The following is a 26,342-nucleotide window of genomic DNA, read 5'->3' as shown; positions in this document are numbered from 1 at the left end:
TGCGCGGCAGTGTTAAGTAGAAAGAGTTAAGATGGGCTGAGGGAAAAGGGAATTTGTGGCGCGAACCGCGAAAAGAGGGGGCCAACCCCCGTGCCCCAAGGGGCAATTCCCCCGGAGTATTTATGGCCAGAAAAAATAGAAGGTCGTGGGTCAGAGAGAGCTGTAGAGAAGAGCGCCTGAAAGCGTCAGCACGATGAGGCCCGCGATGATTTCCAGTGTTGGCATGACCCAGATGAGGGCGCTGGCTTGGGTCAGGCTGCGGATCAGGGCGCCGCGAAAGCCACTGGCGGCGATGCCGACCGTGACGGTGACGGATGCGGTGCCCAGTGCCATTGCAAATGCGCCTGCGATACCAGCCGTCGGGATGCCCATTTGCCACGTAATCAGCAGGACAAAAAGCGCACCGGTGCAGGGGCGTATTGCGATCCCTGTGATCAGCAAGACTGCGTCACGCAGGCCCGTAGTTGTGCTGGCTTCATCGAGGGTTGGGCCGTGGCGGTGACCGCACGAGCTACATGTCTCTCCATCGCCCGTGTGGGTGTGGGATGCGGATCGGGATCGGGTGCGCAGGCGGTTCGCGCCCCGCAGAATGAGCCAGAGGCCGATTGCGGCAATCATCGCGTAGCTGGCAGGGGCGAGCCAGTCTTCGGCGGTGCCGACCATCGTTTGGCGCGTCCACCCCAACAGCCACAACCCGCCATATGCCAGAACGATTGCCGTGACCGCCTGCCCCAAGCTGGAGAGCAGCGCAATCGTGGACAACCGCACCATCGGCACAGCGCGTGCAACGCCGTACCCCCCCACAAGCAGCTTGCCATGCCCCGGCCCGATGGCGTGGAAAAAGCCGTAGGCAAAGCAGCTTGCCATCAAAAGCGCGTAGGCCCCTGCCTCCCCTGCGCGCAGCGCGCGCAAGGTGCGGGCGATGCCGTTCTGGAAGCTGCGCTGCTCGTCCGCGGCCCAGGCAGCGAGCGTGTCAAAACCGCCGGTGAGCCACAACGCCGCAAGCGCGGCAACGACCACCAAGAGCGCCAGAGCTATTGCGCGCTGCATGAGATCTGTACCGATGTTGCAAAACGCGCACCGATGTCGCCAAGGCCAGCGGCTTCCATGTCGTAGTCTTCGGGTATCGCCGCAAGCTCTGCGCGGGTCATGGAAAGGGCGCCCTCTATATCAGGCTCGTCCAATACGATGTTGCAATTGCTGTCCCCTTGCGTGCGCACCGGCAAGCCGACCTCGTAGGCGGTGTAGTAGGTGCCGTCGTAGGGCCGGAACACCAGTGGCGTCAGGGCCGAGGGCGCGCCCTCGATCGCGCGCATATGGGTGGTGATAATTTTGCCATCGCTGAGCGTGGCCGTCGGGGAAGACGGGCCAGACAAGGACAGCGCCGTGCCGTTCTGACTGCCGACAAGGTCGCCGTTGAAGCCTTGAATCCATTGCATGTCGAAACCTGTCAAAGCACGGGTATCGGCCTCTGACAGGATCCCGTCATAGTCGCTGTCGATGCCCATATCCTCGGTCACGAGCAGGGAATAAAGCTCGTCATACTCCCACGTTACCTGCACATGGGTCAGGCGGTTTTCACCGTCCACCACAAAGACAAGCCCCGTGTTCACAAAGATATGCGGATGCGCGGCCAGCGGCGCAGCAGCCAACAAAAGACAAAGAGCGAGCGGTAATTTCATACCGCGCAATTTAGGCGCGGCGTGCGGGTGGTTCAATTGCCTATTTATACCGTAGCGGCGGCAATCAGCCGACCCAGCCGCGCAATGCCCTCGTTGATCATTGCGGCGTCTGTGCGGCTGAAGCTGAGGCGCATGGTATGCGTGCCCGAGCCATCGGCGAAAAACGCATGTCCGGGGACAAAGGCCACGCGTTCGGATGTCAGCGATTGGGCCAGTAGCTCTGCTGTGTTGACCTTGGTGGGCAGCTCAAGCCAGATGAACATGCCGCCTTCGGGGCGGGTCCATGTGACGCCTTCGGGCATATGCCTGGCTAGGGCGTCCAGCATCACATCGCGGCGTGCGCTATAGGCGGATTTGATGGTAGCGACATGGGTGTCGAACTGCTCTGACGCGACCTGTGCAATGGCCATCTGGTTGATGGTCGAGCTGTGCAAATCTGCCGCTTGTTTGAGGAGGACGAGTTGCGAGATCACTTCTTGTGCGCCGCAGACCCAGCCCACGCGCAGCCCCGGCGCCAGCGTTTTGGAAAAGCTACCGCAATAGAGCGTGCGGCAGTTATTGATGTCGCCCTTGCGGGCGATTTCACGCGCCAGCACAGGCGAGAGCGCCTCGCCCTCGTAGCGCAGCGATTGATAGGCGGCGTCCTCGATCACCGCGATGTCCAACGCATCGGCCAGATCAATCACCCGCTCGCGCGTACCCGCATCCAGTGTGCGGCCCGTGGGGTTGGCGAAGTCCACGGACATATAAGCGAACTTCACCCGCCCCGCACCCGCCGCCTGCGCATAATCCTCGGCCGAGCGGTTGGTTTCGGGGTCAAGCCTGTCATAGCGCGGCTCGTACGCGTTGAACGCGCCCAATGCGCCAAGGTATGTCGGCCAGCCGACCAATGCGGTATCGCCAGGGCTCAGCAGCAGCTTGCCCAGATAATCAAGCGCTTGTTGCGAGCCGGAGGTGATCAGGATGTTGTCACGGGTACACGGGATGCCAAGGCGGGCCATCTCGCCTACGATCCAGTCGCGCAGGGGCGGATAGCCTTCAGAGACGGAATATTGCAAGGCCGTGGCTTGGGTCTCGGGCGTGAGGGCATCGGCAAAGGCGCGTTGAAACGCCTGCGCGGGAAAGAGATCGGGGTCGGGGATGCCGCCCGCAAAGGAGATGATGTCGGGTTGCTCCAACAGCTTGAGAAGTTCGCGGATTTCGCTGGCTTTCATGCGGTCGTTGCGTGTGGCGAATATCTGGTGCCAGTCCATATGTCCCTCCCGACAGGTCGTCGATACACCAAACAGCGATTCCGATTTTAGGTCAATCCGTATGTCCTATATGCCCGATGCGGCCCTATCGGGCTTGGGCGATTGCCCTGATCGCGCACGCGGGGTATCAGGATGCCAACCCATCCCATCCAAAGGCTGCATCCCCGTGACATCATCCACTCCTTTCGACCGCTCGCTGAAAATTGCCCCCTCCATCCTTGCCGCTGATTTCGCCAATTTTGGCGCGGAATGTGCGGCGGTCGAGGCGCAGGGCGCGGATTGGATCCACGTTGATGTGATGGACGGACATTTTGTACCAAACATCACCTTTGGCGCGGCCACTTGCGCCGCGATACGGCCCCACATCAAAGGCGTGATGGACGTTCATCTGATGATCTCTCCGGTCGATGCCTATATCGAGGATTTCGCCAAAGCAGGCGCCGATGTGATCACCGCGCATGTCGAGGCAGGGCCGCATATCCACCGCACACTACAAGCGATCCGTGCAACGGGTGCAAAGGCGGGCGTCGCGCTGAATCCCGGCACCCCGGCCGAGGCCGTGGCCCATTTACTGGACCTTACGGATCTGATTTGCGTGATGACCGTGAACCCCGGCTTTGGCGGCCAGAAATTCATTGATATGAGTGACAAAATCAAAACCCTGCGCGCCATGATCGGCGACCGCCCCGTGCATATCGAAATCGACGGCGGCGTGGACCCGAAAACAGCACCCATCGTCGCAGGCGCGGGCGCGGACGTTCTGGTCGCAGGCTCTGCCGTGTTCCGCGGCGGCTCTGTCAGTGACCCAGCCCCTTATGGCGCAAACATCCGCGCCATCCGCGAAGCGGTTGCAGGCGTCTACGTCTAAGCGAGGAGCGCTCGGACGAGCAGCGAGGAGCGGCGCCTAGGGCAATTGATCACCAAAGGCTTCGATCATTTTGTGTTTGAGCAATTTGCCCGTTGGCGCCGCAGGCAATGCGGTCGCCAGAACGATATGCTTGGGACGTTTATAGCCCGCCAGCCGTTCCTTCACAAAAGCGCGCAAACTGTCCACGGTCAAATCATCGCCCTGCGCAATTTGCACAAAGGCCAGCACCTCTTCGTCCCCGTCTTTGGTGCGCCCGACAACAGCCGATTGGATCACCTGCGGGTGGTCGTTCAGCGCGGCCTCCACCTCTGGCGGATAGACGTTGAACCCGCCGTGGATAATCAGCTCTTTTGACCGACCCAGAATGTAAATGCGGCCATCATCGTCGATTTTACCCAAGTCACCTGTGTGCAGCCACCCGTCCTCCAGCGCCTTGGCAGTCTCCGCCTCGTTGCGGAAATAGCCTTTCATCAGATGCGGACCTGAGACCAGTAGCTCGCCCTCGTCTACGCCGTTCCCGCCCGGTGCATTCACGTCAATCCGCGCCCGCGTGCCGGGGGTTGCGGGCCCCACGGACACATCGGGCGAGCCGATGGGGTTATCCGTGGCAGACGCGCCCGAGGATGTCTCGGTCATGCCAAATCCGTTCTGCAACGGCAGCTCGTAGAACGCTTCGGCCTTGCGCTTCCACGCAGGGTCCAGCGGCGCCCCCCCGCTCGACACATAGCGCAGCGTGGGAGAGGCCAGCCGCTCCATCCCCTGCTCTTTGGTGTATTGCATCACAAGCGCGTGCATCTGGGGCACAGCGGGAATGATCGTCACCCCGTCCATTGCTGCCTCGTACAAACGCTGCGCCGTGAAGCGAGCGTCAATCCTGACGTGTGCCCCCGTATAGCAGGCCCCCACCAGAACCGAGACAAGGCCAAACACATGGCTCATCGGGAGAACACCGTAAACCACGTCCGCAGGCGTCATCCGCCGCAGACTGCTGGAGGCCTGCCCCCCGAAGCGGACACTGCTATGGGTTAGCATCACGCCTTTGGGGTCGCCCGTTGTACCCGTGGTATAAAGAAGGACCGCCACGTCATCCAAATCCGCATCCACATCGCTGTGCCGCGTTGCCATCATCAGCGATCCGAAAGCGCCCGTGATCTCCTCTGCGCCCATCCGCGCTGCATGGCCCGCCGCCACGTCCGAGACATGAGCCGTCATCAGGACAACCGCAGGCTTTGCGTGATTGATAATCTTGTCGACTTCGCCGTCAGTCTGGCGGGCGTTGAAGGGAATGATAACCGCGTCGATTTTCCATGCCGCATGAAGGGCTGCGACTGCCGCGGCGCAATTTTCGACCAGCAACAGAACGCGATCGGTGGGCTTTACGCCCGCCAGCGTCAGATGCGCCGCCAGATCATCACTGGCGCGGTCCAGATCCGCATATGTCCAGCGCGCACCGGAAGAATCACTCAGCGCCATGCTGTCAGGGGCGGCGGCCACCCGTGCTGTCAGAAAATCGTTTACCCGAGCCATGTCGCGTCCCCTCCCGAAAAATAAATTTTGTGTCTTAGCTGTAGTTCGGCGTGCGCTTTTCGAGGAAAGCCGCAATGCCTTCAGCCGCTTCGGGTGCCCCTGTGGCGTGCCCCATCGCGTCGCGTTCGTGATCCAGCTGCGCGGCCTCTGTCGCGTCATAGGCAGCGGCGACCATCTTGCGGATCGCGGCCTGCGCGTCCCGCGGACCTGCGGCAAAGCGGTCGGCAAAGCCGCGTGCGACCTCTATCGTGCCGCCCACATCCGTGAGCGCATTTACCACACCCAGATCATGCATCCGCTCGGCCAGCACGGGCTGGGCCAGCATACACATCTCCATGCTCAGTTGCCGTGGCAAGGCACGCGCCAGATGCGCGGTCAGCCCGCCGTCAGGGACCAAGCCCGCCTTGACATAGGCCGCCACGAACTTTGCCCCCTTGGCCGCGACGATCACATCACACGCCAGCGCAAAGCTGAGGCCCGCGCCGGCAGCGCCGCCTTCAACCGCCGCGATGAACGGCACGGGACAGGCGCGCATGGCGCGGATCACATCGTGCAAACCGTCAATCCGCGCGGCCCGTTGGTCCGCTGGCATACCCTGACTTTTGATCAACTGGTTCAGATCGCCGCCTGCACAGAAAAACGGCCCCTCTGCGGTCAGGATGATCGAGCGGATGCGGCGCTCTTGCGCCAATTCGCAGGCTTGCATGATGCAGGCATAAAGCTCGGGCGACAGCGCACCGCGTTTGTCGGTATTGCCGTTCCAGATGATCAGGCGGTCGCCTGCGTCTTCTAACCGTGCGCTCATGTCTGTTTCTCCCGTTTAGCTTAATTTATCTTGTGGAACGCGTTTGAACACGCCCGTGGATGTGGCGACCAATGTGCCGTCCTCGTGGCGCAACTCGGCCGCGATGAACAAAAGGCTTCGCCCCCCGCCCGTCACTGTGCCCGTGGCCGTCATGCGGCCCCGCTTGCCCGACCCGACGAACTGCGTATTCATCGAAACCGTCAGGAAGGGCGCCTTGCCCGTCGCGTCCACAGTCAGCGACCCTGTGGTTCCGCTGGCATTGTCCAACAATGTCACGGCGATGCCACCGTGCAACGCGCCGTGGCGGTTGAGGTGGTCGTCGGTCACATCCAGATAGCACCGCCCGTGGGCCGCATCGCGGACATCCACGACATAGCCGACAAGGCGCTGTGTGCCGGTCTCATCATGGATGAAACCGGCGTTTTCTTCAGGCTGCGGCAAGGGCAATGAACCGCTCCAGATGGTGGTCGACATCGCCAAAGCGGTGATCGGCCATGATGATACGTTTGGCGATATGAGCCAGCTCGTATTCCTGCGTCATCGCAATCCCGCCGTGCAGCTGGATCGATTCCTCACCCACCAGACGGCCCACACGGCCAATCAGGTTCTTCGTGGCCGAGATGTTACGCTCCCGCGTGCCGCGGTCCGCTTCCAGATTGCCCGCTGCAAGGATCACGGCAGAGCGTGCCTGCTCCATCTCGATCAGCAGATCGGAGAAACGGTGGGCCAGTGCCTGGAACGTACCAATCGGGCGGCCGAACTGCTTGCGGGTGCCAAGGTAGTCTTTGGTCAGATAGCAGGCCGTTTCCATCGCGCCGAGCGTCTCGGCGGTTTGAGCAACGTTTGCGGCAGCGATGCGCGCCTCGATGGCGTCGCTCGCGGCACCTTCGGCGCCAAGGCGGGCGCTGGCAGGAACTGTAACATCATCCAGCGTGACTTCGGCTGCGCGACCACCGGCCAGCAAGGCATAACCCTGCACCGTCAGGCCACCCGCGTCCTTGGGCACCAAGAACAGCGAGATACCATCCGCGTCGCCCTGCTCGCCGCTTTCGCGGGCCGAGACGACAAGCATGTCCGCCGCTTCGGCATTCACCACAACAGCCTTGCGGCCATTGAGCACGATGTCGTCGCCTTTGGCCGCAGCAGTCGTGCTGACGCGGGTCAGGTCATACCGGCTGGCCGGTTCACCATGGGCAAAGGCCAGTTGCAGACCACCGCCGATGATTTCCTCGATGTGCGCTTGCTGGTCGTCGTTGCCCAGATCGGCGATCAAGCCGCCGGCCAGAACAGCCGTATCAAGGAACGGTTCCACCACGCCGGCGCGGCCCAGCTCTTCGAACACCACGGCGATGTCGAAACCCTTGCCGCCAAAGCCGCCCTGCTCTTCGGTGAAGAGCGCGCCAATGACGCCCAGCTCTGCCAGCTCGCTCCAGATCTCGGAAGACATGCCGCTGTCGCTTTCCAAAATCTTGTTGCGGGTGGCGGTGTCGTAACGGTCACGCAGGAAACGGCGCAACGTGTCTTGCAGCATTTGCCGCTCTTCTGTCAGGTCAAAATTCATAACTCAGCTTCCCATCGTGACTTTTGCAATGATCCCGCGCTGGATCTCGTTGGATCCGCCGAAGATCGACAATTTGCGGTTGTTGAAATATTTGGCCGCAACCGGCCCTGCGCCCAACGGATCGGGCAGGACTTCGTTGCTGCCCTCGACGGCCTCGGACGCAAACGGCATCGCATAGACGCCTGCGGCACGGCGTGCCAGATCGTTGATCTCCTGGCGGATGATCGTGCCTTTGACCTTGAGCATGGAGCTCTCGACACCCGGTGCCTGCCCTGCGGCAGCCTTGGAGACGATGCGCATGTTGGTCGTGGACATCGCCATCAAGTCAATCTCGACCTGCGCGACACGCGCTGCGAAATGCGGGTTCTCGATCAGCGGTTTGCCGTTGGCCATTTCCGAACGGGCAAGGCGTTTAACCGTTGCGAGGCCCGCCTGCGAGAAACCGACGCCCGCGATGTTCGTCCGCTCGTGGGTCAGCAGATATTTGGCGTAGGTCCAGCCTTCATTCTCTTTACCAACCAAGTTCTCGACCGGCACTTCGACGTCTGTGAACCAGACTTCGTTCACTTCATGCGTGCCATCCAGCAGGATGATCGGGCGGACTTCGATGCCCGGCGTGTCCATGTCGATCAGCAGGAAGGAAATGCCCTCCTGCTGCTTTACGTCTTTGTCCGTGCGCACAAGGCAGAAGATCATGTTGGCGTGCTGGCCCAATGTGGTCCACGTCTTCTGACCGTTCACAACGTAATGCGTGCCCGCGTCATTCTTGACGGCTGTGGTTTTCAGCGAGGCAAGGTCGGAACCCGCGCCTGGCTCGGAGTACCCCTGACACCACCAGTCCTCACCGCTCAGGATGCGGGGCAGCCAATAGTCGTTCTGCTCTTGGGAGCCGAATTTTTGCAGCACGGGCGCCAGCATACCAAGGCCGAAAGGCACGATACGCGGGGCCGAGGCCATCGCGGCCTCTTCTTCAAAGATGTGCTTTTGCACGGCGTTCCACTCGGCACCGCCGAATTTCTTGGGCCAGTTGGGCGCCAGCCAGCCGCGCTCGTTCAAGGTGGCGTGCCATGCTTCCATGTCGGCTTTGGTCAGCTCGCCTTTGCCGCGCACTTTGTCTTTCATTTCGGGCGTGACTTTTTCGTCCATAAAGGCGCGGACTTCGTCGCGAAATGCCGTCTCTTCGGGGGAATAGCTCAGATCCATCGGGGTTTCCTTTTCATCGGTGTCTCGGGGTATCTTGGGACGCTATGTAGCGGCCAATCAATTCAAATCATCAAAGCTGCGGCCTTCGGCCACAAGGGTCTTCAACAGGGTGCTGGGCTGCCAGAACCACGCATCGTCTTTTGCAAAGCGTTCGATGTTTTCCAGCACTGTGTCCAACCCCTGCAAATCTGCCCATTTCAGCGGGCCACCGCGAAAACGCGGGAAGCCGTAGCCAAAGAGCAGCACCATATCAACATCAGCGGGGCGTCTTGCGATGCCCTCCTCGACCACTTTCGCGGCCTCGTTCACCATCGCACACATGTAGCGTGTGACAATCTCCTGATCGGTGAAGTCACGCGGCGTAATTTTCAGATCGGCCTGTTCGGCAGCGATAAGTTCGGGAATTTTCGGATTGGGCACCGAGGCGCGCCGGCCCTTTTCATAAAGGTAATACCCTTCACCTGTTTTCCGGCCGAAATGGCCCTGTTCGCACAGACGGTCGATATAGGTCGGCACGCGTTCGGCCGGGTGGCGGTGGGGCGCTTTGCGTTTCCGGGTCATCCAACCGATGTCGAGGCCCGCAAGGTCGGCCACGGCAAACGGGCCCATCGCAAAACCGAAGTCGGTCAAGGCGCGGTCGATCTGGTAGGGCGTCGCCCCGTCCAGCACCATGTGATCGGCGGCGGTGCGGTAGACGGCCAGAATGCGGTTGCCGATAAACCCGTCACAGACCCCTGCCCGCACCGAGATTTTGCCAAGGCGTTTGCCCAGCGCAAAGCCCGTTGCAACAACATCTACGGCGGCTTTATCTGCGACAACAACCTCCAATAGCTTCATCACATGGGCCGGCGAAAAGAAGTGCAGCCCGATCACATCCGCAGGGCGCGAGGTGGCGGCGGCAATCTCGTCCACATCCAGATAAGAGGTGTTCGACGCAAGGATCGCACCGGGTTTGCACACGGCATCCAGCTTGCCAAAGACCTCTTTCTTGACGGCCATATCCTCGAACACGGCCTCGATCACCAGATCGGCATCGGCGAGGCTGTCATAGTTGATCGCCACGGTCAGCGCGGTCGTGGTGAGCGCATCATATTGCGCCTGATTGATCTTGCCGCGCTTCAATGCACCCGCGAGGTTGCCTTCGATCCGCTCTCGCGCGGCGCTGGCTTGCGCCTCGCCTGTCTCGATCAGGACAACCTGCATCTGTGCCAACAGAGCAGCCGTGGCGATGCCTGCGCCCATGGTGCCGCCGCCGATCACGCCGATGGTTTGCAGCGGGCGGGGGGCGATGCCTTTCAGCTCGGGCAGGCTGCTGACGGCGCGTTCGTTGAAAAAGGCGTGGATCATGCCTTTGCTCTGGTCACTGGCGAGCATGTCCATAAACAGCTCACGCTCCCGCGCCATGCCAGCGGTGAAGTCCAGCTCGCTTGCGGCTTGCACGGCACGCACGGCAGCCCCGCCGCTGATCTGGCCACGGCCCTTTTTCATCACACCGTCATATGTCGCGTCCCAGTCGATCGGCGCGGCCGCAGGCAGCTCTGACACGGGACGGCGCGGGGCGTTTGCCGCGATGAGGTCAAGCGCATAGGCGATGCCCACCTCTTGCGGATCACCTGAGGTGACTTTGTCGAGAATGCCCAGCGCCTGCGCTTCTTCTGCGCCGACCTGACGGCCTGTGGTACACAGATCAATCGCTTTCTCAGCGCCTGCCAGACGTGGCAGGCGTTGCGTACCACCAGCCCCCGGCAACAGGCCAAGGTGGACTTCGGGCAGGCCCACACGGGCGTCAGGCTGGGCGATGCGGTAATGCGCCGATAGCGCCACCTCCAACCCGCCGCCAAGCGAAACGCCGTGCATGGACGCAATGACAACCAGCGGCGAAGCTTCGATCCGTGTGCACAGATCGGGCAGCGCGGGCGACATCGGAGGCTTGCCGAATTCTGTGATGTCGGCGCCTGCAATAAAGGCGCGGCCTTCGCCCACGATCACCACAGCTTTGATCCCTGCCTCTGTCTCGGCGCGGGTCATGCCCTCTTCCAGACCTTGGCGCACGGCGACAGACAGCGCGTTCACAGGCGGGTTGTTGATGCGCAGAACAGCGACAGGACCGTGAGAGGAGTAGACGACAGGATCAGACATAGGAGTTCTCTTTTATATTAGCCGCGACGGCTGAGGGCGGGGGGGCGACCGGATCGGGTTTCGAGTTCTTGGACGAGGCGGTGAAGGGCGGGTCCGACCTCTTGCTCCATCCGGTCGCGGGGCAATTCGGACGGCGTGGCGCCGCAGGTGAAGGCAACGGATTCGCCAAACTCGCCCGCGTAATAGGGCACGCTTACGGCGTTGACCGTGCTGGCATAGCGCTGTGTGTCGGGCGCAATGGTAAAGCCCTGCCCCAGCAGTTGATCGTACCCCAACTGGCGGAATGCACGGGTGCTTTCATCAGGGTCCAGCGCCTCGAAACGCTCGGCGTCCAGCGCCGCAAGAAAGGCCAAGCCCGAGCTGGACGCATCGAGCGGAATGCGGTGGCCCGGCTCCAGCCAGATCGCCTGCGCTGTGGCGGGCCGCCATGTGCGTACCAGCATCATCCGCGCGCCATCGCGCACAGCAATCAACGCCAGCGTGCCCGTCTCATCCGCAAGCCGTTGCATATCATCGCTGACCATATCGACAAAGCCGACCGCCACATTGGCCACAGACCCCAGCACAATCGCGGCAGGCCCAAGGCGAAAGCGGTCATTGCGCGCCCCGTGGCTGAGGTAGCCCAGCTCACACAGTGTATACGTCAGCCGAGAGATGGTCGGCTTGGGCAGGCCCGTCCGGTCGGCGATCTGGGCGTGGGTCAGACCGTGATCGCTGGCGCGGAACACCCGCAACACGCCAAGCCCGCGGGCCAGCGTGTTGGCGAATTTACGATCCGCAGGCTGTGTCGTCTGCTCTGTCATCGCGCCGCCATGGGTATCAGCAGGGATATCATCGGGAAGGACATGATCAGGATCAACACGATGATGTCGACACTCAGAAAGCGCGTGATGCCTGCAAAGATCTTGTCGATCGGCGCATCGCGTCCCACCACATTGGCAATCACGAAAACATTGAGCCCGACAGGCGGCGTGATCAGCCCGATCTCGAGCAATTTGATCACCACCACACCGAACCAGATGAGGTTCAAATCATAGCTTTCTACCAGTGGGATCATCAAAGGCAGGGTCAGCACCATGATACCGATGGGGTCCAGAAACATACCCAGCAACAGATAGATCACAGCGATACACACCATCAGCATGATCACGCTCAGCTGCGCATCGGTCACGGCCTGTACGATCACAGGGGCCACGCCTGTCAGCGCGATGAAGGCCACAAAGATCTTGGCACAGGCGGCAATGATGAAAATTGCCGAAGTCTGGATGCATGTCTCTTTTACCGCGTCCCACAGATCGGCCATGCTCAGCTTTTTCTGCGCAAACCCGATCAGCGTGGCGGCGGTGACACACACGGCTGCGGCCTCGGTCGCGGTGAAGATACCACCATAGATACCGCCGATGATCACGACAAACAGCAAGAGCGCGGGCCAGCTGTCAAACGCTGCGGCCCAACGTTCGTGCGCGGTGTAGCGCTGGTCGGACGCGGGCGCGACTTCGGGGCGCATCCCGACCCATACCGCGATGACCAGAATGAACCCCGCCAGCGTCAAAAGCCCCGGCAAAACGCCCGCAAGGAACAGCAGGGAAATCGAGGTCTCTGTAAAGATCCCGTAGATAATGAACAAAACCGATGGCGGGATAAGCGAGCCAAGCGTGCCGCCCGCCGCAACCGATGCGGTGGCAAGGCGCGGGTCATAGCCCATGCGCAGCATCTCGGGTGTGCAAATCTTGCCCATGGTCGAAGCACAGGCAATGGACGATCCGGTAATAGCAGAGAACCCGCCACACCCCATGACCGACGCCATTGCCACACCGCCCGGCAAACGGGTCAGCCAGACTTTGGCGGCATAGTAAATCTTGGTCGTGATGTCGGCCTTGTAGGCGATATGGCCCAGCGCCACGAAGAGCGGGATCATCGACAGCTCATAGCTGTGCACAAGGTCGTAGGAATTCGAGAAAACCATCGACGACGTCGGCTTGACCGCGCGGCTGGGGTCAAACGTGCCACTGCGGAACGAATAAATCAGGAAAGCACCCGTCGTGGCGACAGAAGCCAGCGTGAAGGCGATAGGAATACGGAACGCGAGCAGGAACAAAACGGCGGCAAAGGCCACCATACCAACAGTTGAGCCATCCATCAGTTGCGCCCCTCTTCCAAAAGATCGCCTGCGTGCTGTTGTTCGTCACTGACCGTGTCGCCCCGCAGAACGCTGCGCAAATCGCGCACAAACAGCTCTGCCAGACGCAGCCATGCGGCCGACAGTCCCAGCACAAAAAACAGATGCCCCGGCCATTTCGGCAGATCAAGGTCACCCGAGAAGAACGAGCCGCGTTCGATCACCTTGATCAGCTCAAGCACGCCTTTGTAGATCAGCGGCGCAAAGGCAAGCATCCCGAACAGGGCTCCCGCAACAATAAGCCAGCTGCGAAAGCGTGGATTGAAACGGTCCGACAGGAAAGCGACCGACACATGCGCACGTTGGGCAGTAGCTGCGGCCAACGGCAGCACGATGGCCGCGACCATCAATTCACGCACCATAATAACGCTATCGGGAATGAACGAGTTAAATGCAGCGCGGGCGATCACGTTCGAAGTGATCAGCACGCCCAGCAAAATCACCGCAAGCGCACCAAGGGCCAGCAATATCTTTTCAAGCGGCACCAACATGGGCAGGCTCCTTTTCGGGTCGCAAAACTGTGGGGGTATAGACAGGGGCAGGACCGCAAGGCCCCGCCCCTTTGGTGTGGTTAGTTAGACGCAGCTTCCCACGGGTAGCCATTGGCGTCCCGCTCGGCGGTGTATTTGGCCAGCAGCTCTTTGTAAGCGGCCAGCGTGGCTGCACCGTCAAGGCCGGCGCCATTTGCCGTCTCGACCCATTGATCAAGGAACTTCTCGCCAGAGGCGACCAGTTTGGCGCGCTCCTCGGCAGGCATCTCGATGATCTCGACGCCTTGCTCTTTCATTGACGCGACAGCCGCCTCGTTCGCTGTGATAATCAGGCGGCCGAATTCATCCGCCATGTCGCTGCCGGTTTCGTCGATCACGGCACGCTGTTCATCGCTAAGCCCTTCGTAGGCATCGAGGTTCATGAACATGCCAACACCGCCGACCTGACCCCAGTTCAGCAAGGTGTAGCTGGTCATCACTTCGGCCTGCTTCAGCGCAGCAACGGCATAGGAGTACCCCTGCGAGCAATCCAGCAATCCGGTATCCAGACCCTGATAGGCGTCATAGATCGACATCGACACAAGGTTCGCACCCTCTTCGCCCATCACTTTACCGTATGCACCCACGCCGCGCACTTTCTTACCCGGGATGTCGGCGACACTGCGGATGGCCGTGTCTTTACAACCGATGTTTACCTGCGATGTCGTCCATGTCCCGATATAGCGCAGATCACGCTCGGCAAAATTGCTCTGCATCGCATCCGTGCGCATCAGCTCGTCCGTGGCACGCATGCCGACCCATGCGTCGGGGTTGTCCAATGGCAAATCCGCAATGCCGTAGGCTGCCATATCCTGCGGGTAGTAGACCGCGATCAAAGAGCCCATGTCCGCCACGCCGTCACCAATAGACTGCATTGCCGCCTTGGCCTTGAACAGCGCGCCGCCCCATTGGATGTCGATCTTCAGATCCCCGGCAGAGCGTTCGGCAACTTGGTCCGCATACCACTGCAAGGCAGCCGCACGGGCACCACGGTTCGGGCCTGCTTCGCCGTGGATCAGCGTCGTCTCGGCGTAGCTGGTGGTGGCAAGTACCGACATGGCAGCCGCAAAGGCGGTGTTTTTCAGAAAACTCATGTGTGATCCCCTCCCAAGGATTTGTTTCGCTATGCAAAACAGTGTTTCACTTATTTGAACCGGCACGCTAAGCTCTGGATCAGATATGTGCAAGCAAAACCTAAGGGCCGACGGTGCGGCCATATTTTACGGCACATCCCGATCTCCAGCATGCTTGGTAACGGCGCTGGACGCGCCCCTGTTTTTCAGGTTCACTCATTTCAGGGGACAAGGATCACACATGCCATTGCTAGACGTAGATTCGCTCACTATCGGGTTTGGCACCGCGCCGCCTGTCGTGCGCGATGTATCATTCTCGATCGACAGCGGTGAGACGCTCGCCCTTGTGGGAGAGAGTGGGTCAGGCAAAACGCTGACCTGTCGGTCGGTGCTGCGTATCCTGCCCGCAAATGCCCAAGTGCGCGGCGGCAGCATCCGCTATGCGCATGGCGGACAGTCAGACGACTTGCTGACCGCAGGCAATGCGCGGATGCGGTCCCTGCGCGGCGACCGCATTTCGATGATTTTTCAGGAGCCGATGCGCTCGCTCTCACCGCTGCACCGTTTGGGGAATCAGGTGGCCGAGGTCCTGCACCTGCACCAGAACATATCAGCTGCCGAGGCCAAGGGGCGCGTGCTGGCGCAGTTTGACCGTGTCGGCTTCAACGACCCCGAGCGGGCGTGGAACAGTTACCCCTTCGAGATGTCCGGCGGGATGCGCCAGCGGGCGATGATCGCCATGGCCATGGTCGCAAAGCCCGACCTGCTGATCGCGGACGAGCCGACAACCGCATTGGATGTGACCACACAGGCGCAGGTTCTGGGCCTGATTAAAGAATTGCAGCGCGAAACGGGAATGGCCGTGATCCTTGTGACCCATGATCTGGGTGTTGTGGCGAATATGGCCGACAAGGTCGTCGTGATGAACAAGGGCCGCGTGATGGAAGCGGGAAGCGCGCAGGAGGTGCTCGGCACGCCCATGCACGGCTATACCAAAAAGCTGTTTGCTGCCGCCCCCGTGATCCCCGATGTTGCGGCCCCCGCCCGCAAAGACCACGCAGCCGCCGATGATCTGATCCTTGATATCCGCGGCGTCACCAAAAGCTTTACCCTGCGCAGCGGCGGCTGGCGCGCCCCGCGTGTAATCACCGCCTGCCGTGATGTGGACCTGAAACTGCCCCGCGGCAAAACGCTGGCGGTGGTGGGCGAAAGCGGGTCGGGCAAGACGACCTGCGCGCGCGTTGCCTTGGGCGCGACCCCGCCTGATGCGGGCGGCGAGGTGTTGTTTTGCGCGGGTAACGGCGCCGCTCCGATCCGCGTCCATTCAATGAACCCCGCCCAGCGCCGCAGCTTTCAACGCGACGCGCAGATGGTGTTCCAAGACCCCTATTCATCCCTGTCGCCGCGCATGCGCGTGCAGGACGCGCTGACCGAGCCTGCGGAAATCCACAACATCGGCTCCGCCTCTGACCGGCGCGAAAAAGCGGCCGAGATGATCCGCATGGTGGGTCTCAGCCCTGATATGCTCCCGCGCTATCCACATGCGTTTTCGGGTGGCCAACGGCAGCGGTTGTCGATTGCCCGTGCGCTGACGCTTGACCCCAAGCTGCTGGTCTGTGACGAGCCGACCTCGGCGCTGGATGTCTCGGTGCAGGACCAGATCCTGACGCTGTTGGAGGAAATCCGCGACCGTGCCGGCCTTAGCTATCTGTTCATCAGCCACGATCTGGCCGTGGTCGCCCGCATCGCGGACGAAGTCGCCGTTATGCGCGCAGGTGTCATCGTCGAGCAAGCCGCCCCCGACACGCTGTTCTACAACCCGCAACACCCCTACACCAAAGCCCTGATCGCCGCACAGCCAGAGCCGGACATCGCCCGCCCCATCGACCTTGATCTGGTGGCAAAGGGCGCAGGCAGCCCGGAAGGCTGGCCCGAGATGTTCCGTTTCGAAGGCCAAACCGCCCCCGCCCTGCGAGAGTTGGAGCCCGGACATATGGTGCGATGCCATGCGTAAACTGATCCCCCTGATTGCCGCCGCTTTGCTGGCTACCCCTCTTTGGGCGCAGGCCCCTGCCCTGACCGAAAGCACCTTTTGGGCCGCCGAGGTCGAGGCAGGCAACATGCCCGCCGTGGCCCAGCGCATCCCCACCGATCCGCTGGTTGTCGATCTGGAAGCCAAGGGCCGCACGATCGGCACCCAAGGCGGGACGATCCACACGTTGGTGTCGCGCAGTAAAGACATCCGCCAGATGGTCGTCTATGGCTATGCGCGGCTTGTGGGCTATGCCCATGACTACACCCTGCAACCCGACATTCTGCGCGACATCGAGGTCGAGAATAACGCAAAATTCACCCTGCACCTGCGGCGCGGGCATCGCTGGTCTGATGGCGCGCCCTTCACCTCCGCTGATTTCGCCTACTGGTGGGAGCACGTGGTGAATAACGACCAGATCACCCCATCAGGCCCGCCCGAATGGATGACCGTTGACGGGGAAATCGGTACGGTCACCTTCCCCGACGCCCATACAGTTGTGTTTGAATGGAGCGGGCCGAACCCCGACTTCCTGCCCCTGCTGGCCCAAGCGCGCCCGCCCTTCATCTACCGCCCTGCGCATTACCTCAAACAATTCCACGCCGATTTTGCCGATGCGGATTTCCTTGAACAGCAGATCGCCGAGGCCCGCGTGAAAAGCTGGGCCGCGCTGCACAACCGCCGCGATAATATGTACAAGTTCGACAACCCGCAGCAGCCGACGTTGCAGCCGTGGATGAATGCATCGGGCAAGCCTACGTCGCGCAACGTGTTTGTGCGCAATCCATATTTTCACCGCATGGATACGGCGGGCACGCAGCTGCCCTATGTCGATGTGGTTGTGATGACCGTCGTGGGCGGCGGTTTGATCGCGGCCAAGGCCAACGCGGGCGAGGTCCAGTTGCAGGCACGCGGGCTTGATTTCCGCGATGTGGCGATCCTCAAGAAAGGCGAGGCAGACGGCGGCAACTACCGCACGCTTTTGTGGGGCAATGGCGCGGCCAGCCAGATCGCAATCTACCCCAACCTCAACTTTGCCGACCCCGTCTGGCGCGAGGTGATGCGCGATGTGCGCTTCCGCCGTGCGCTCAGCCTTGGCATTGACCGACGCATGATCAACCGCGCCCTCTATTTCGGACTGGCGCAAGAAGGCGGGATGACCGCCCTTTCCCGCAGCCCCCTGCACAGCCCTGCCGATCTGAAAGCATGGGCGGGCATGGATCTGGACCACGCCAACCGCCTGCTGGACGAGATGGGCTTGACGGGCCGCTCCCCCAACGGCCTACGCCTGCTTCCTGATGGCCGCCCGATGGAGTTTGTGATCGAAACCGCAGGCGAGCGGCAGGAAGAAGAGAACGCGCTGAGCATCATCACCGACACATGGCGCGAGTTGGGCATTCGTCTGATCATGCGCCCGCTGGACCGCGACATTCTGCGCAACCGCATCTATGCGGGCACGGGCATGGCCGCCGTCTGGTACGGCTGGGACAACGGGCTACCCACGGCGCAGACCTCTCCCGATTACCTTGCCCCCACGGCGCAAGAATTCTTTGCATGGCCCAAATGGGGCCAGTACCACCAGACAATGGGCCAAGCAGGCGAGCCTGCGGATATGGAAGCCCCCAAACGTCTGATGGAACTGGATGATGCATGGGCGCGTACCGATGATCCGGCCAAACGCGAGGCGATCTGGCGCGAGATGCTGCAAATTCACGCACAACAGCAATTCGCCATCGGCATCCTGTCAGGCGCGCCGCAGCCCGTTGTCGTGTCCAAAAAGCTGCGCAACGTCCCCGATGAAGGCATCTGGGCCTATTCCCCCGGTGCGCATTTCGGCATCCACCGCATTGACGAGTTCTATTTCGACGATGCCGCCCAGCAGGTGACCAAATGAGAATGCTAACCTATGCGATCGGCCGTTTTGCCACCATGCTGCTGACGCTCTGGATCGTGTCGATCCTTGTCTTTGCCATCATCAACCTGCCGCCCGGTGACTTCCTTAGCAACCAAATTTCAGAACTGCGCGCCACGGGCCAAGCCGAAGGCGTTGCCAAGGCCGAATTCCTGCGCAGCGAATACGCGCTCGACCGCCCCCTGTGGGAGCAATACATGATCTGGGCTGGCTTCATGCCGGGGCCGCAAGGCCTGTCTGGCCTGATTCAGGGGAACTTTGGCTGGTCCTTCGAATTCGACCGCCCCGTGAGCGAGATCGTCGGCGACGCGCTTTGGCTGACTGTGCTGGTGAACCTTACCGCCGTTCTGTTCGTCTATGCCGTAGCCCTGCCCTTGGGCGTGCTGGCCGCCGCACGGTCCGAGACTTGGGTGGACTACAGCGCAGGCTTTGCCGGCTATCTGGGCCTTGCTACGCCCAACTTCCTGCTGGCGCTGATCCTGTTCTACTACGGGCACAAATATTTCGACCTGCCCATCGGCGGCCTGATGGCGCCCGAGTTCGAAGGCGAGCCAATGTCGTGGGACAAGGTAAAATCCATCCTCGTGCACCTTATCGTGCCCACCTTCGTTATCGGCACATCGGGGGCGGCCGCGATGATGCAACGCCTGCGCGCCAACATGCTGGACGAGCTGAGCAAACCCTACGTCGAAACCGCCATTGCAAAAGGCATGAAGCCGACCAAAATGCTGACAAAATACCCGCTGCGCATGGCGTTTAACCCCTTCGTCGCTGACATCGGCAACCTGTTGCCTGCAATGGTCTCCGGCTCTGTGCTTGTGTCTGTCGTGCTGGGCCTGCAAACGATCGGGCCATATCTTTTGACGGCGTTGAAATCCCAGGACCAGTTCCTCGCGGCGTTTATCCTGATGTTTGTGGCCCTGCTGACGCTGATCGGGACGATGATATCGGATGTGCTGCTGATGCTGCTTGATCCACGTATCCGCATGGGGGCACGCGACGAATGAGCATTCAGCCGGACAACCGCTTTGTCGATCCCGAACCGTGGTCCGACGCGGCAGACATTTCCGCGCCCGAGCGGGCGGATTTCGACGCGCCCAGCTATGTGCTGATCTGGCGCAAGTTCCGCCGCCACAAGCTGGGGCTGATCTCTGGCCTGTTCCTGCTGCTGTGCTATCTGATCCTGCCCGTTGCAGGCTTCGTCGCGCCCTACACCGCGAACGAACGCAGCGCGGACTACCTCTACCACCCACCGCAAGAGATCAACCTGTGGCACGAAGGCGACTTCATCGGCCCTTATGTCTATGCCACCACCGCCGTGGCCGACCTCGAGAATTACCGCTGGCGCTATACCGTCGACACCTCGACGCCGATGCCGCTGGAATTCTTCTGCGAAGGCGCGGACTACAAGATCGCAGGGCTGATCCCCTCCGACACCCACCTCTTTTGCGCACCCCAAGGGGCCACAGCCTTCCTCTGGGGCTCTGACCGGCTGGGCCGCGATGTGTTCAGCCGCATCCTCTATGGCGCGCAACTGTCGCTGACCGTGGGGATTATCGGCATCACCGTCAGCTTCATGTTGGGCATCTTCTTCGGCGCAATGGCCGGCTACTTCGGCGGCAAAACCGACTGGACTATCAACCGCGCGATCGAAATCCTGCGCTCCCTGCCCGAACTGCCGCTCTGGCTGGCCCTTTCGGCTGCCGTCCCCTCCAACTGGGGGCCCGTCGCGGTGTTCTTCATCATCTCAATCATTCTCGGCATCCTCGACTGGCCCGGCCTCGCCCGCGCCGTGCGTGCCAAATTCCTGAGCCTTCGCGAAGAAGAATACGTCCGCGCCGCCGAGATGATGGGCGCAAAACCTTCCCGCGTGATCCGCCGCCACCTGCTGCCCAACTTCATGAGCCACCTGATCGCCAGCGCCACCCTCTCGATCCCCGCGATGATCCTCGGCGAAACCGCGCTCAGCTTCCTTGGCCTTGGCCTGCGCGCGCCCGCCGTCAGCTGGGGTGTCATGCTCAACGATGCGCAAAACCTCGCCAGCATCGAAATCTACCCGTGGACGGCCATCCCCATGCTGCCAATCATCGTCGTCGTTCTCGCCTTCAACTTCCTCGGCGACGGCCTACGCGCCTCCCTCGATCCCTACCGCTCATAACAGAAAGGCGTGCAGCCCCGAAATCCGCACGCTTCTCTATTTCTTCTGGCCATATCTTCTCCGGACAGCGCGAGAGGCAGCGCCTCTCGCATCTGTCGGGCAGGCTGAAGGCCTGTTCGACAGATCCTACGCAAGCGCGCCTAGCGGTCGTCGCCGCCCTTGTCCTCAGCCCCCTCCAGCGCATCTTCGTCCAGCGCGGCATGTGCTGCGGCAGCGACATCGCGTTTTTGCTCCTCGGTCAGCTCGTCCACTTTGCCATCCGCCAGACGCACGGTCACTTCGCGGTGGGCGAACTTGATACCTTCACGCTCGAACAACGCACGAATTTCTTCATACACGCGTTTGCGCACCAGCCATTGATCGCCCGGCTTGGTCATGAACTTTACGCGGATGATCATCGCACTGTCTTGCATCTCAATCACGCCCTGAGACTTCAGCGGCGCGATAAAGTTCTGCCCGATGACAGGATCATCCAGCAAGGCAACGCCCAGCTTCTTGATAAGCTTGCGCACCTTTTCGACATCCGTGTCGTAGGTGACCCGCAGGGGCAGTTTCATAATCACCCAGTCACGCGAATAGTTAGTCATGACCTGCAGCTCGCCAAACGGGATCGTGTGCAGCGCGCCCAAGTGGTGGCGCAACTGGAACGACCGCACGGATATCTTTTCAACTGTGCCTTTGACCCCGCCCACGTCCAGATACTCCCCCTTGCGGAACGCATCGTCGAACAGGAAAAACGCCCCCGCAAAAATGTCCCGCACCAGCGCCTGAGAGCCGAAGCCAACGGCGACACCCACGATGCCCGCACCTGCAAACAGCGGGCCTACGTTGATGCCGATCTGCATCAGCACAATCAACCCGATGGTCACAACCACCACGATCAGGGTGAAATTGCGAAACAGCGGCAGCAATGTCGCCAATCTTGAGGCCGAGGACGCCGTGCCTTCATCGCCCGGCTCGGCCTCGATCTCGTCGCTGGATTCTTCGGCGATCTTGGTATCAATCCAGATGCGGAACGCGTGATAGACCACGTATCCGACAAAGATGATGATGACGATGTCCAGCACACGGTCCAGCACCGTCTCGACCATACGTGCGCTGTCATTGTCCCAGATATAAAAGAACGCATAGGCCCCCGCGACAAAGGCGAGGATACCTGCAACCCTGCGGGCCAGTGCCTCGAATGAATTGAGAACATGGACAGGGGGCATGTCTTCGGCTGCAACCTCCTCCAGCGCGTCGCGTTCGGCTTGCGCGATCTCGGCGGGATCCACGGCCAGCGCCGGTTCGATCCGCGCAGCCAGCGGGCCAGCGGCAGTGTTGCCTTCCAGAGCCTCTTCGCCCGCGGCGTCAGGGTCGGGGCCGTCTTCTTTCATCTCGCGGCGAGCGTGGGCCTCGGCCTCCAGCCGCTCTTGCTCGGCGGCCTCGAACTCGGCCTGTTTCTCGCGCATGGCACGCAACACACGTGCCCGCGCAAAGCCACGCTCGATCAGGTAGTTGACCACCCCGAACACCACGATGATTGAGATCAGGATACCATACGCCCCCGCAATCAGCGGGATCGAGCTGGGCCGCTCCAGCACCAGATCAATGGTCAGCTCTACCCAAGCAAACAGCGCGTAGACGATTACGGCAGGTGCCCAGACACGGCTGAGCATGCGCACCAGAAACCCGACCCGCGAAGGGGCCTCACCGCGCAACAGCGCGTTTGACACCGCACGCCGATTAAACAGCACCATCAGGATGTTGAGGAACACAACAACGGCCGACAACATCGAGGCCACCAGCGCGTAGATGTCATAGTTCAGGCCCAGCTCTCCGATCCAGATGCCGAATAGAATGGCGCAGATGTTGAAGCTGCCCAACAGCCACAGCCATCGGTGCAAACGCTTGGCGTCGCGGTCATTGAAATGCGGGATGCGGTATTGCGACAGGAAGGGCGACAGGATCATCCGCCACACCCCCGCTGCCAAACGACAGCAGAAATAGCCGATGTTGATCAACGTCACTGTGAACTGCGCCGCGCTGTCCTCTAGCGGCTGAAAAAACACCACCCCCAATACATAGGCAACGGCCATGGACGTGAGAATACCGATCAGCCCCATAAAGAAGCGAAACACCAAAAACGGCATCTTTTCCGAGTAGCCCATCGGATTATCGAGCACGCGGCTCACGACAAAACGGCTGGCGATGCGCTTGCCAAAGACTTCGCGTTCGAACACCACGCCGATGCCGAAGAGGAACAAACTATACAGCAGCATTTCGCCGAACAGCATGATCGTGCCGTCAGGCGATGCGGCACGCAGGATATAGATGACTTCATTCAGGGCAGTGGGTAGCTGGCCAAACCGCTCTAGCAAGGCGTTGCGGAAGCGGTCTGCGCTTTCCTGCACCGCCATCAATCCGGAGTGTTCGACCTCGGGCGTATCGCCAGCACCATCTGCCTCCGGACCTGCCGATTGGGACACAAGCCCGCCCTTGCTGTCGATCACGACAACGTTGACACCATTTTCGGCAGCGGCACGCAGCGCTTGCGTCAGCTCGGACACATCGCCCGCCTCGGCCTCGGTGCCGTCCTCTTGGGCAAATAACGACCCCAGCGCCTGCGCATCCGCCTGCGGGACCCACATCAAAGCAGTGGTAAGCCAGATCAATCCAGCCAGCATGATGCGATAGATCATTGTCTTATTCCTTGTCAAACGTGGCATTGCACGGCGCGCAGTGCGTACTCACACGGTTGTGACGCTAAGGGGAAGCGGTACGTATTGCAAATCAGCCTACCCTCCCCCACATCGCGTATCAGCGCACCGTTGCATGAGGTTTTGCAAGCGGTGCATAATCGTGCCATAGCGGGCCTGCGGCATCAGCCCGCAATATTCCGCAGATCAAGGATCCGAGTATGAGTGCAGCCGCGATGACAGACCGGATCGCCGTATTGGGGCTTGGCTATGTGGGATTGCCGCTGACGCTGGCGCTGGCGCGTGCCGGTTTTGATGTGCTGGGCTTTGACACCCATGCCCCGGTGATCGAAGCGCTGACTGCGGGCCGCGACCCCAACGGCGAGATTGCCGCCGACAAAGTCGCCGCCACCACGGCGCGGTTTTCCTGCAAAGCGGATGATCTGGCGGGATGCACGGCCTTTATCATCGCCGTCCCCACACCCATCACACAGGCCAAAGCGCCTGATCTGGGGCCGATCCTCGGGGCTTGCGGCTCAATCGCGCCGCATCTGACCGACGGCGCGCTGGTGGTTTTGGAAAGCACGGTCTACCCTGGTGTGACCGAAGACGTCTGCGGCCCCGCGTTGGAAGCGGGCAGTGGATTGCGGGCAGGCACGCAAATCAAACTGGCGTATTCCCCTGAACGGGTGAACCCCGGTGATGCAGAACATTCCATGGAGAATGTGATCAAGATCATCGCAGCCCAAGACGACGAAACGCTTACCCGCGTCGAGGCGATCTATGCCCCCGTGGTCAAGGCAGGGCTACACCGCGCGTCCTCTATCGCCACGGCCGAGGCGGCCAAGGTGATCGAAAACACACAGCGCGATCTGAACATCGCATTGGTCAATGAATTCGCGCTCATCTTTGAAAAGCTGGGTCTTGATACGCTGGAAGTGCTGGAGGCCGCTGGCACCAAATGGAACTTCCTGCCGTTCCGCCCCGGTCTGGTGGGCGGGCATTGCATCGGGGTTGATCCCTATTACCTCACCTACCGCGCCGAGCAGTTGGGCTATCACCCCGAGGTGATCCTTGCGGGCCGCCGCATCAATGATGCGATGGGGGCGCATGTGGCGCAGACACTGATCAAGGCCATGCTGAAACGGGATATGGGCGTGCGCGGGGCGCGGGTGCTGATCCTTGGCTATACGTTCAAAGAAAACTGCGAAGACACGCGCAACACCCGTGTGGCCGACATCGTCGCCGAATTGTCCGACTATGCCGTGCAGGCCGAGGTCCACGACCCGTGGGTCGGCGCAGAGCGTTTGCAGGCCATAGACGGCATCACAGCGGTCGAAACACCCGAAAAAGGCGCCTATGACGCGATCATTGTGGCCGTTGGGCACCGCGAATTCGTCGAGATGGGCTCGGATGCGATCCGCGCCTTTGGCAAATCGGGGGCGGTGCTGTACGATATTAAGGGAATATTTGGCAAATCAGGCAGCGACCTGAGACTTTGAGCCTTGTGACCGACAGACGGGAAGACACGTAATGCCACAAGAGGCCATTGTTAATGCCACAGCCCGTGCGCCTTCGCGGCGGGTCATGCTGTACAGTCACGACACATTCGGTCTGGGCCATTTGCGGCGCAGCCGTGCCTTGGCCACTGCGCTGACGGCGGGCGATCCAGATGCGTCCGCGATTATCCTCACCGGCTCTCCTGTGGCGGGGCGGTTTACCTTTCCCGAACGGGTCGATCACATCCGCCTGCCCGGGGTGACGAAACTGCCTGATGGCTCTTATGACAGCTCGACGCTGGGCCTTGATATCGACGCCACCACCAACCTGCGTGCGGGGTTAATCCAATCCGCGGTCGAGCAATACCGCCCCGATCTGCTGATCGTGGACAAAGAGCCGACAGGCTTTCGCGGTGAACTGCTGCCCACGCTCGAATGGCTGCAAGAGCAGGGCAACTGCCGCGTGGTCCTTGGCCTGCGCGATGTGCTGGACGAGCCGAAAGTGCTGGCGGCCGAATGGGAACGCAAAGGCGCGGTCAAAGCCGCCGAAGCCTATTACGACGAGTTCTGGGTGTACGGGGTCGAAGGCATCTATGACCCCACCAGCGGCCTGCCCTTCAGTGACGCGACCCGCGCACGGATGCACTACACCGGCTATTTGCGCCGCGAAGTCACCGACAGCGCGGATGTGCCCGACGATCCCTATATCCTGATCACTCCGGGGGGCGGTGGCGATGGTGCCGCGATGGTCAGCCTTGTTCTGGACGCCTATGAGGCCGACCCCGATCTGGGTCCCCAAGCGATGCTGGTATACGGTCCGTTTTTGTCGGGCGATGTGCGCGACGCGATGGATGCGCGGGTTGCCCGCCTTGGCGGGCGGGTCATCGCCACAGGGTTCGACAGCCGGATCGAGGCGCTGTTCGCCAAGGCCCAAGGGGTCGTGTGCATGGGCGGCTACAACACGTTTTGCGAGGTGCTCAGCTTTGATCGCCGCGCCGTGATCGTGCCCCGAACGGTCCCGAGGTTAGAGCAATGGATCCGCGCCAGCCGCGCCGAAGAGCTGGGCCTTGTCCGTATGCTGGATGATGGCCGCGACGGTATGACCGTCGAGGCGATGATAAAGGCGATCCGTGCGCTGCCCGACCAGAAAAAGCCATCCGAGGCGGGTGCCGATGGGCTGCTCGACGGGTTGGACGTGGTGGTGCAGCGTGGCCGTGCCCTAATGAACCAAAAGGACTAAGCT

21 protein-coding genes are annotated in these 26,342 nt (G+C 61.2%); 7 read left to right on the top strand and 14 right to left on the bottom strand.

The features are described from left to right. Window positions 1-150 precede the first annotated feature (150 nt). From ABMC88_RS15140 to ABMC88_RS15130, 3 genes are read right to left on the bottom strand one after another with little or no spacing between them, the layout of a single operon-like run. Window positions 151-1,050, bottom strand: a complete 900-nt coding sequence (locus tag ABMC88_RS15140) for a nickel/cobalt transporter (protein ID WP_349577742.1) — start codon at window positions 1,048-1,050, stop codon at window positions 151-153. Continuing rightward, on the bottom strand, window positions 1,035-1,682 hold the full coding sequence (locus ABMC88_RS15135) for a DUF1007 family protein (protein WP_349577741.1): 648 nt from the start codon (window positions 1,680-1,682) through the stop codon (window positions 1,035-1,037). The genes ABMC88_RS15140 and ABMC88_RS15135 overlap by 16 nt, the downstream gene beginning before the upstream one ends. A gap of 44 nt (window positions 1,683-1,726) precedes the next feature. Then, a complete protein-coding gene (locus ABMC88_RS15130) occupies window positions 1,727-2,935 on the bottom strand; it encodes an aminotransferase-like domain-containing protein (RefSeq protein ID WP_349577740.1) in 1,209 nt (402 codons plus the stop codon). 61 nt (window positions 2,936-2,996) lie between these two features. Between ABMC88_RS15130 and rpe the strand changes: the two genes are divergently transcribed. Further along, window positions 2,997-3,803 (top strand): ribulose-phosphate 3-epimerase, encoded by an 807-nt coding sequence (gene rpe / locus ABMC88_RS15125; protein ID WP_349577739.1) that lies wholly within the window; start codon window positions 2,997-2,999, stop codon window positions 3,801-3,803. A gap of 36 nt (window positions 3,804-3,839) precedes the next feature. Here rpe and ABMC88_RS15120 read toward each other — a convergent pair whose 3' ends face one another. The 10 genes from ABMC88_RS15120 to ABMC88_RS15075 all read right to left on the bottom strand — a co-directional run bounded on the left by ABMC88_RS15120 (window position 3,840) and on the right by ABMC88_RS15075 (window position 14,841). Next, entirely contained in the window at window positions 3,840-5,330 is a 1,491-nt protein-coding gene (locus tag ABMC88_RS15120) for a class I adenylate-forming enzyme family protein (RefSeq protein ID WP_349577738.1), read from the bottom strand. Between the two features lie 34 nt (window positions 5,331-5,364). Beyond that, window positions 5,365-6,135 carry an oxepin-CoA hydrolase, alternative type gene (locus ABMC88_RS15115; protein WP_349577737.1) on the bottom strand — a complete coding sequence of 257 codons (771 nt, stop codon included), beginning with the start codon at window positions 6,133-6,135 and terminating at the stop codon, window positions 5,365-5,367. A gap of 15 nt (window positions 6,136-6,150) precedes the next feature. Next, window positions 6,151-6,582 (bottom strand): PaaI family thioesterase, encoded by a 432-nt coding sequence (locus ABMC88_RS15110; RefSeq protein ID WP_349577736.1) that lies wholly within the window; start codon window positions 6,580-6,582, stop codon window positions 6,151-6,153. Next, window positions 6,563-7,696, bottom strand: coding sequence for an acyl-CoA dehydrogenase family protein (locus ABMC88_RS15105; protein WP_349577735.1), 1,134 nt, complete (start codon window positions 7,694-7,696; stop codon window positions 6,563-6,565). Before ABMC88_RS15105 ends, ABMC88_RS15110 begins: the two co-directional genes overlap by 20 nt. 3 nt (window positions 7,697-7,699) lie before the next feature. Then, window positions 7,700-8,899, bottom strand: coding sequence for an acyl-CoA dehydrogenase family protein (locus ABMC88_RS15100; RefSeq protein WP_349577734.1), 1,200 nt, complete (start codon window positions 8,897-8,899; stop codon window positions 7,700-7,702). 57 nt (window positions 8,900-8,956) lie between these two features. Further along, entirely contained in the window at window positions 8,957-11,038 is a 2,082-nt protein-coding gene (locus ABMC88_RS15095; RefSeq protein WP_349577733.1) for a 3-hydroxyacyl-CoA dehydrogenase NAD-binding domain-containing protein, read from the bottom strand. 17 nt (window positions 11,039-11,055) lie between these two features. Continuing rightward, entirely contained in the window at window positions 11,056-11,841 is a 786-nt protein-coding gene (locus ABMC88_RS15090) for an IclR family transcriptional regulator (protein ID WP_349577732.1), read from the bottom strand. After that, window positions 11,838-13,178 (bottom strand): TRAP transporter large permease, encoded by a 1,341-nt coding sequence (locus ABMC88_RS15085; protein ID WP_349577730.1) that lies wholly within the window; start codon window positions 13,176-13,178, stop codon window positions 11,838-11,840. Before ABMC88_RS15085 ends, ABMC88_RS15090 begins: the two co-directional genes overlap by 4 nt. After that, window positions 13,178-13,708 (bottom strand): TRAP transporter small permease, encoded by a 531-nt coding sequence (locus ABMC88_RS15080; protein ID WP_349577729.1) that lies wholly within the window; start codon window positions 13,706-13,708, stop codon window positions 13,178-13,180. The genes ABMC88_RS15085 and ABMC88_RS15080 overlap by 1 nt, the downstream gene beginning before the upstream one ends. Before the next feature lie 80 nt (window positions 13,709-13,788). Then, window positions 13,789-14,841: a C4-dicarboxylate TRAP transporter substrate-binding protein gene (locus ABMC88_RS15075; RefSeq protein WP_349577728.1), complete on the bottom strand. Its 1,053-nt coding sequence runs from the start codon at window positions 14,839-14,841 to the stop codon at window positions 13,789-13,791. A 220-nt stretch (window positions 14,842-15,061) separates the two neighbouring features. Here ABMC88_RS15075 and ABMC88_RS15070 point away from each other — a divergent pair, with 220 nt between their 5' ends. From ABMC88_RS15070 to ABMC88_RS15055, 4 genes are read left to right on the top strand one after another with little or no spacing between them, the layout of a single operon-like run. Then, a complete protein-coding gene (locus ABMC88_RS15070; protein ID WP_349577727.1) occupies window positions 15,062-16,834 on the top strand; it encodes an ABC transporter ATP-binding protein in 1,773 nt (590 codons plus the stop codon). Next, entirely contained in the window at window positions 16,827-18,746 is a 1,920-nt protein-coding gene (locus ABMC88_RS15065; RefSeq protein ID WP_349577726.1) for an ABC transporter substrate-binding protein, read from the top strand. The genes ABMC88_RS15070 and ABMC88_RS15065 overlap by 8 nt, the downstream gene beginning before the upstream one ends. Next, window positions 18,743-19,771, top strand: a complete 1,029-nt coding sequence (locus ABMC88_RS15060) for an ABC transporter permease (RefSeq protein ID WP_349577725.1) — start codon at window positions 18,743-18,745, stop codon at window positions 19,769-19,771. Before ABMC88_RS15065 ends, ABMC88_RS15060 begins: the two co-directional genes overlap by 4 nt. Next, window positions 19,768-20,922 carry an ABC transporter permease gene (locus ABMC88_RS15055; RefSeq protein WP_349577724.1) on the top strand — a complete coding sequence of 385 codons (1,155 nt, stop codon included), beginning with the start codon at window positions 19,768-19,770 and terminating at the stop codon, window positions 20,920-20,922. The genes ABMC88_RS15060 and ABMC88_RS15055 overlap by 4 nt, the downstream gene beginning before the upstream one ends. A gap of 140 nt (window positions 20,923-21,062) precedes the next feature. Here ABMC88_RS15055 and ABMC88_RS15050 read toward each other — a convergent pair whose 3' ends face one another. Then, complete coding sequence (locus ABMC88_RS15050; RefSeq protein WP_349577723.1) at window positions 21,063-23,603, bottom strand: mechanosensitive ion channel family protein; 2,541 nt, start codon at window positions 23,601-23,603, stop codon at window positions 21,063-21,065. Window positions 23,604-23,821: 218 nt separating this feature from the next. Between ABMC88_RS15050 and ABMC88_RS15045 the strand changes: the two genes are divergently transcribed. Beyond that, window positions 23,822-25,102 carry a nucleotide sugar dehydrogenase gene (locus ABMC88_RS15045; protein ID WP_349577722.1) on the top strand — a complete coding sequence of 427 codons (1,281 nt, stop codon included), beginning with the start codon at window positions 23,822-23,824 and terminating at the stop codon, window positions 25,100-25,102. Window positions 25,103-25,133: 31 nt separating this feature from the next. Then, a complete protein-coding gene (locus ABMC88_RS15040; RefSeq protein ID WP_349577721.1) occupies window positions 25,134-26,339 on the top strand; it encodes a glycosyltransferase family protein in 1,206 nt (401 codons plus the stop codon). The last annotated feature ends 3 nt before the right edge of the window (window positions 26,340-26,342 follow it).

The sequence above is a fragment of the Sulfitobacter aquimarinus genome (genome assembly GCF_040149565.1).
Lineage (GTDB): Bacteria > Pseudomonadota > Alphaproteobacteria > Rhodobacterales > Rhodobacteraceae > Sulfitobacter > Sulfitobacter aquimarinus.
This window is presented reverse-complemented; position numbering and strand designations above follow the sequence as displayed.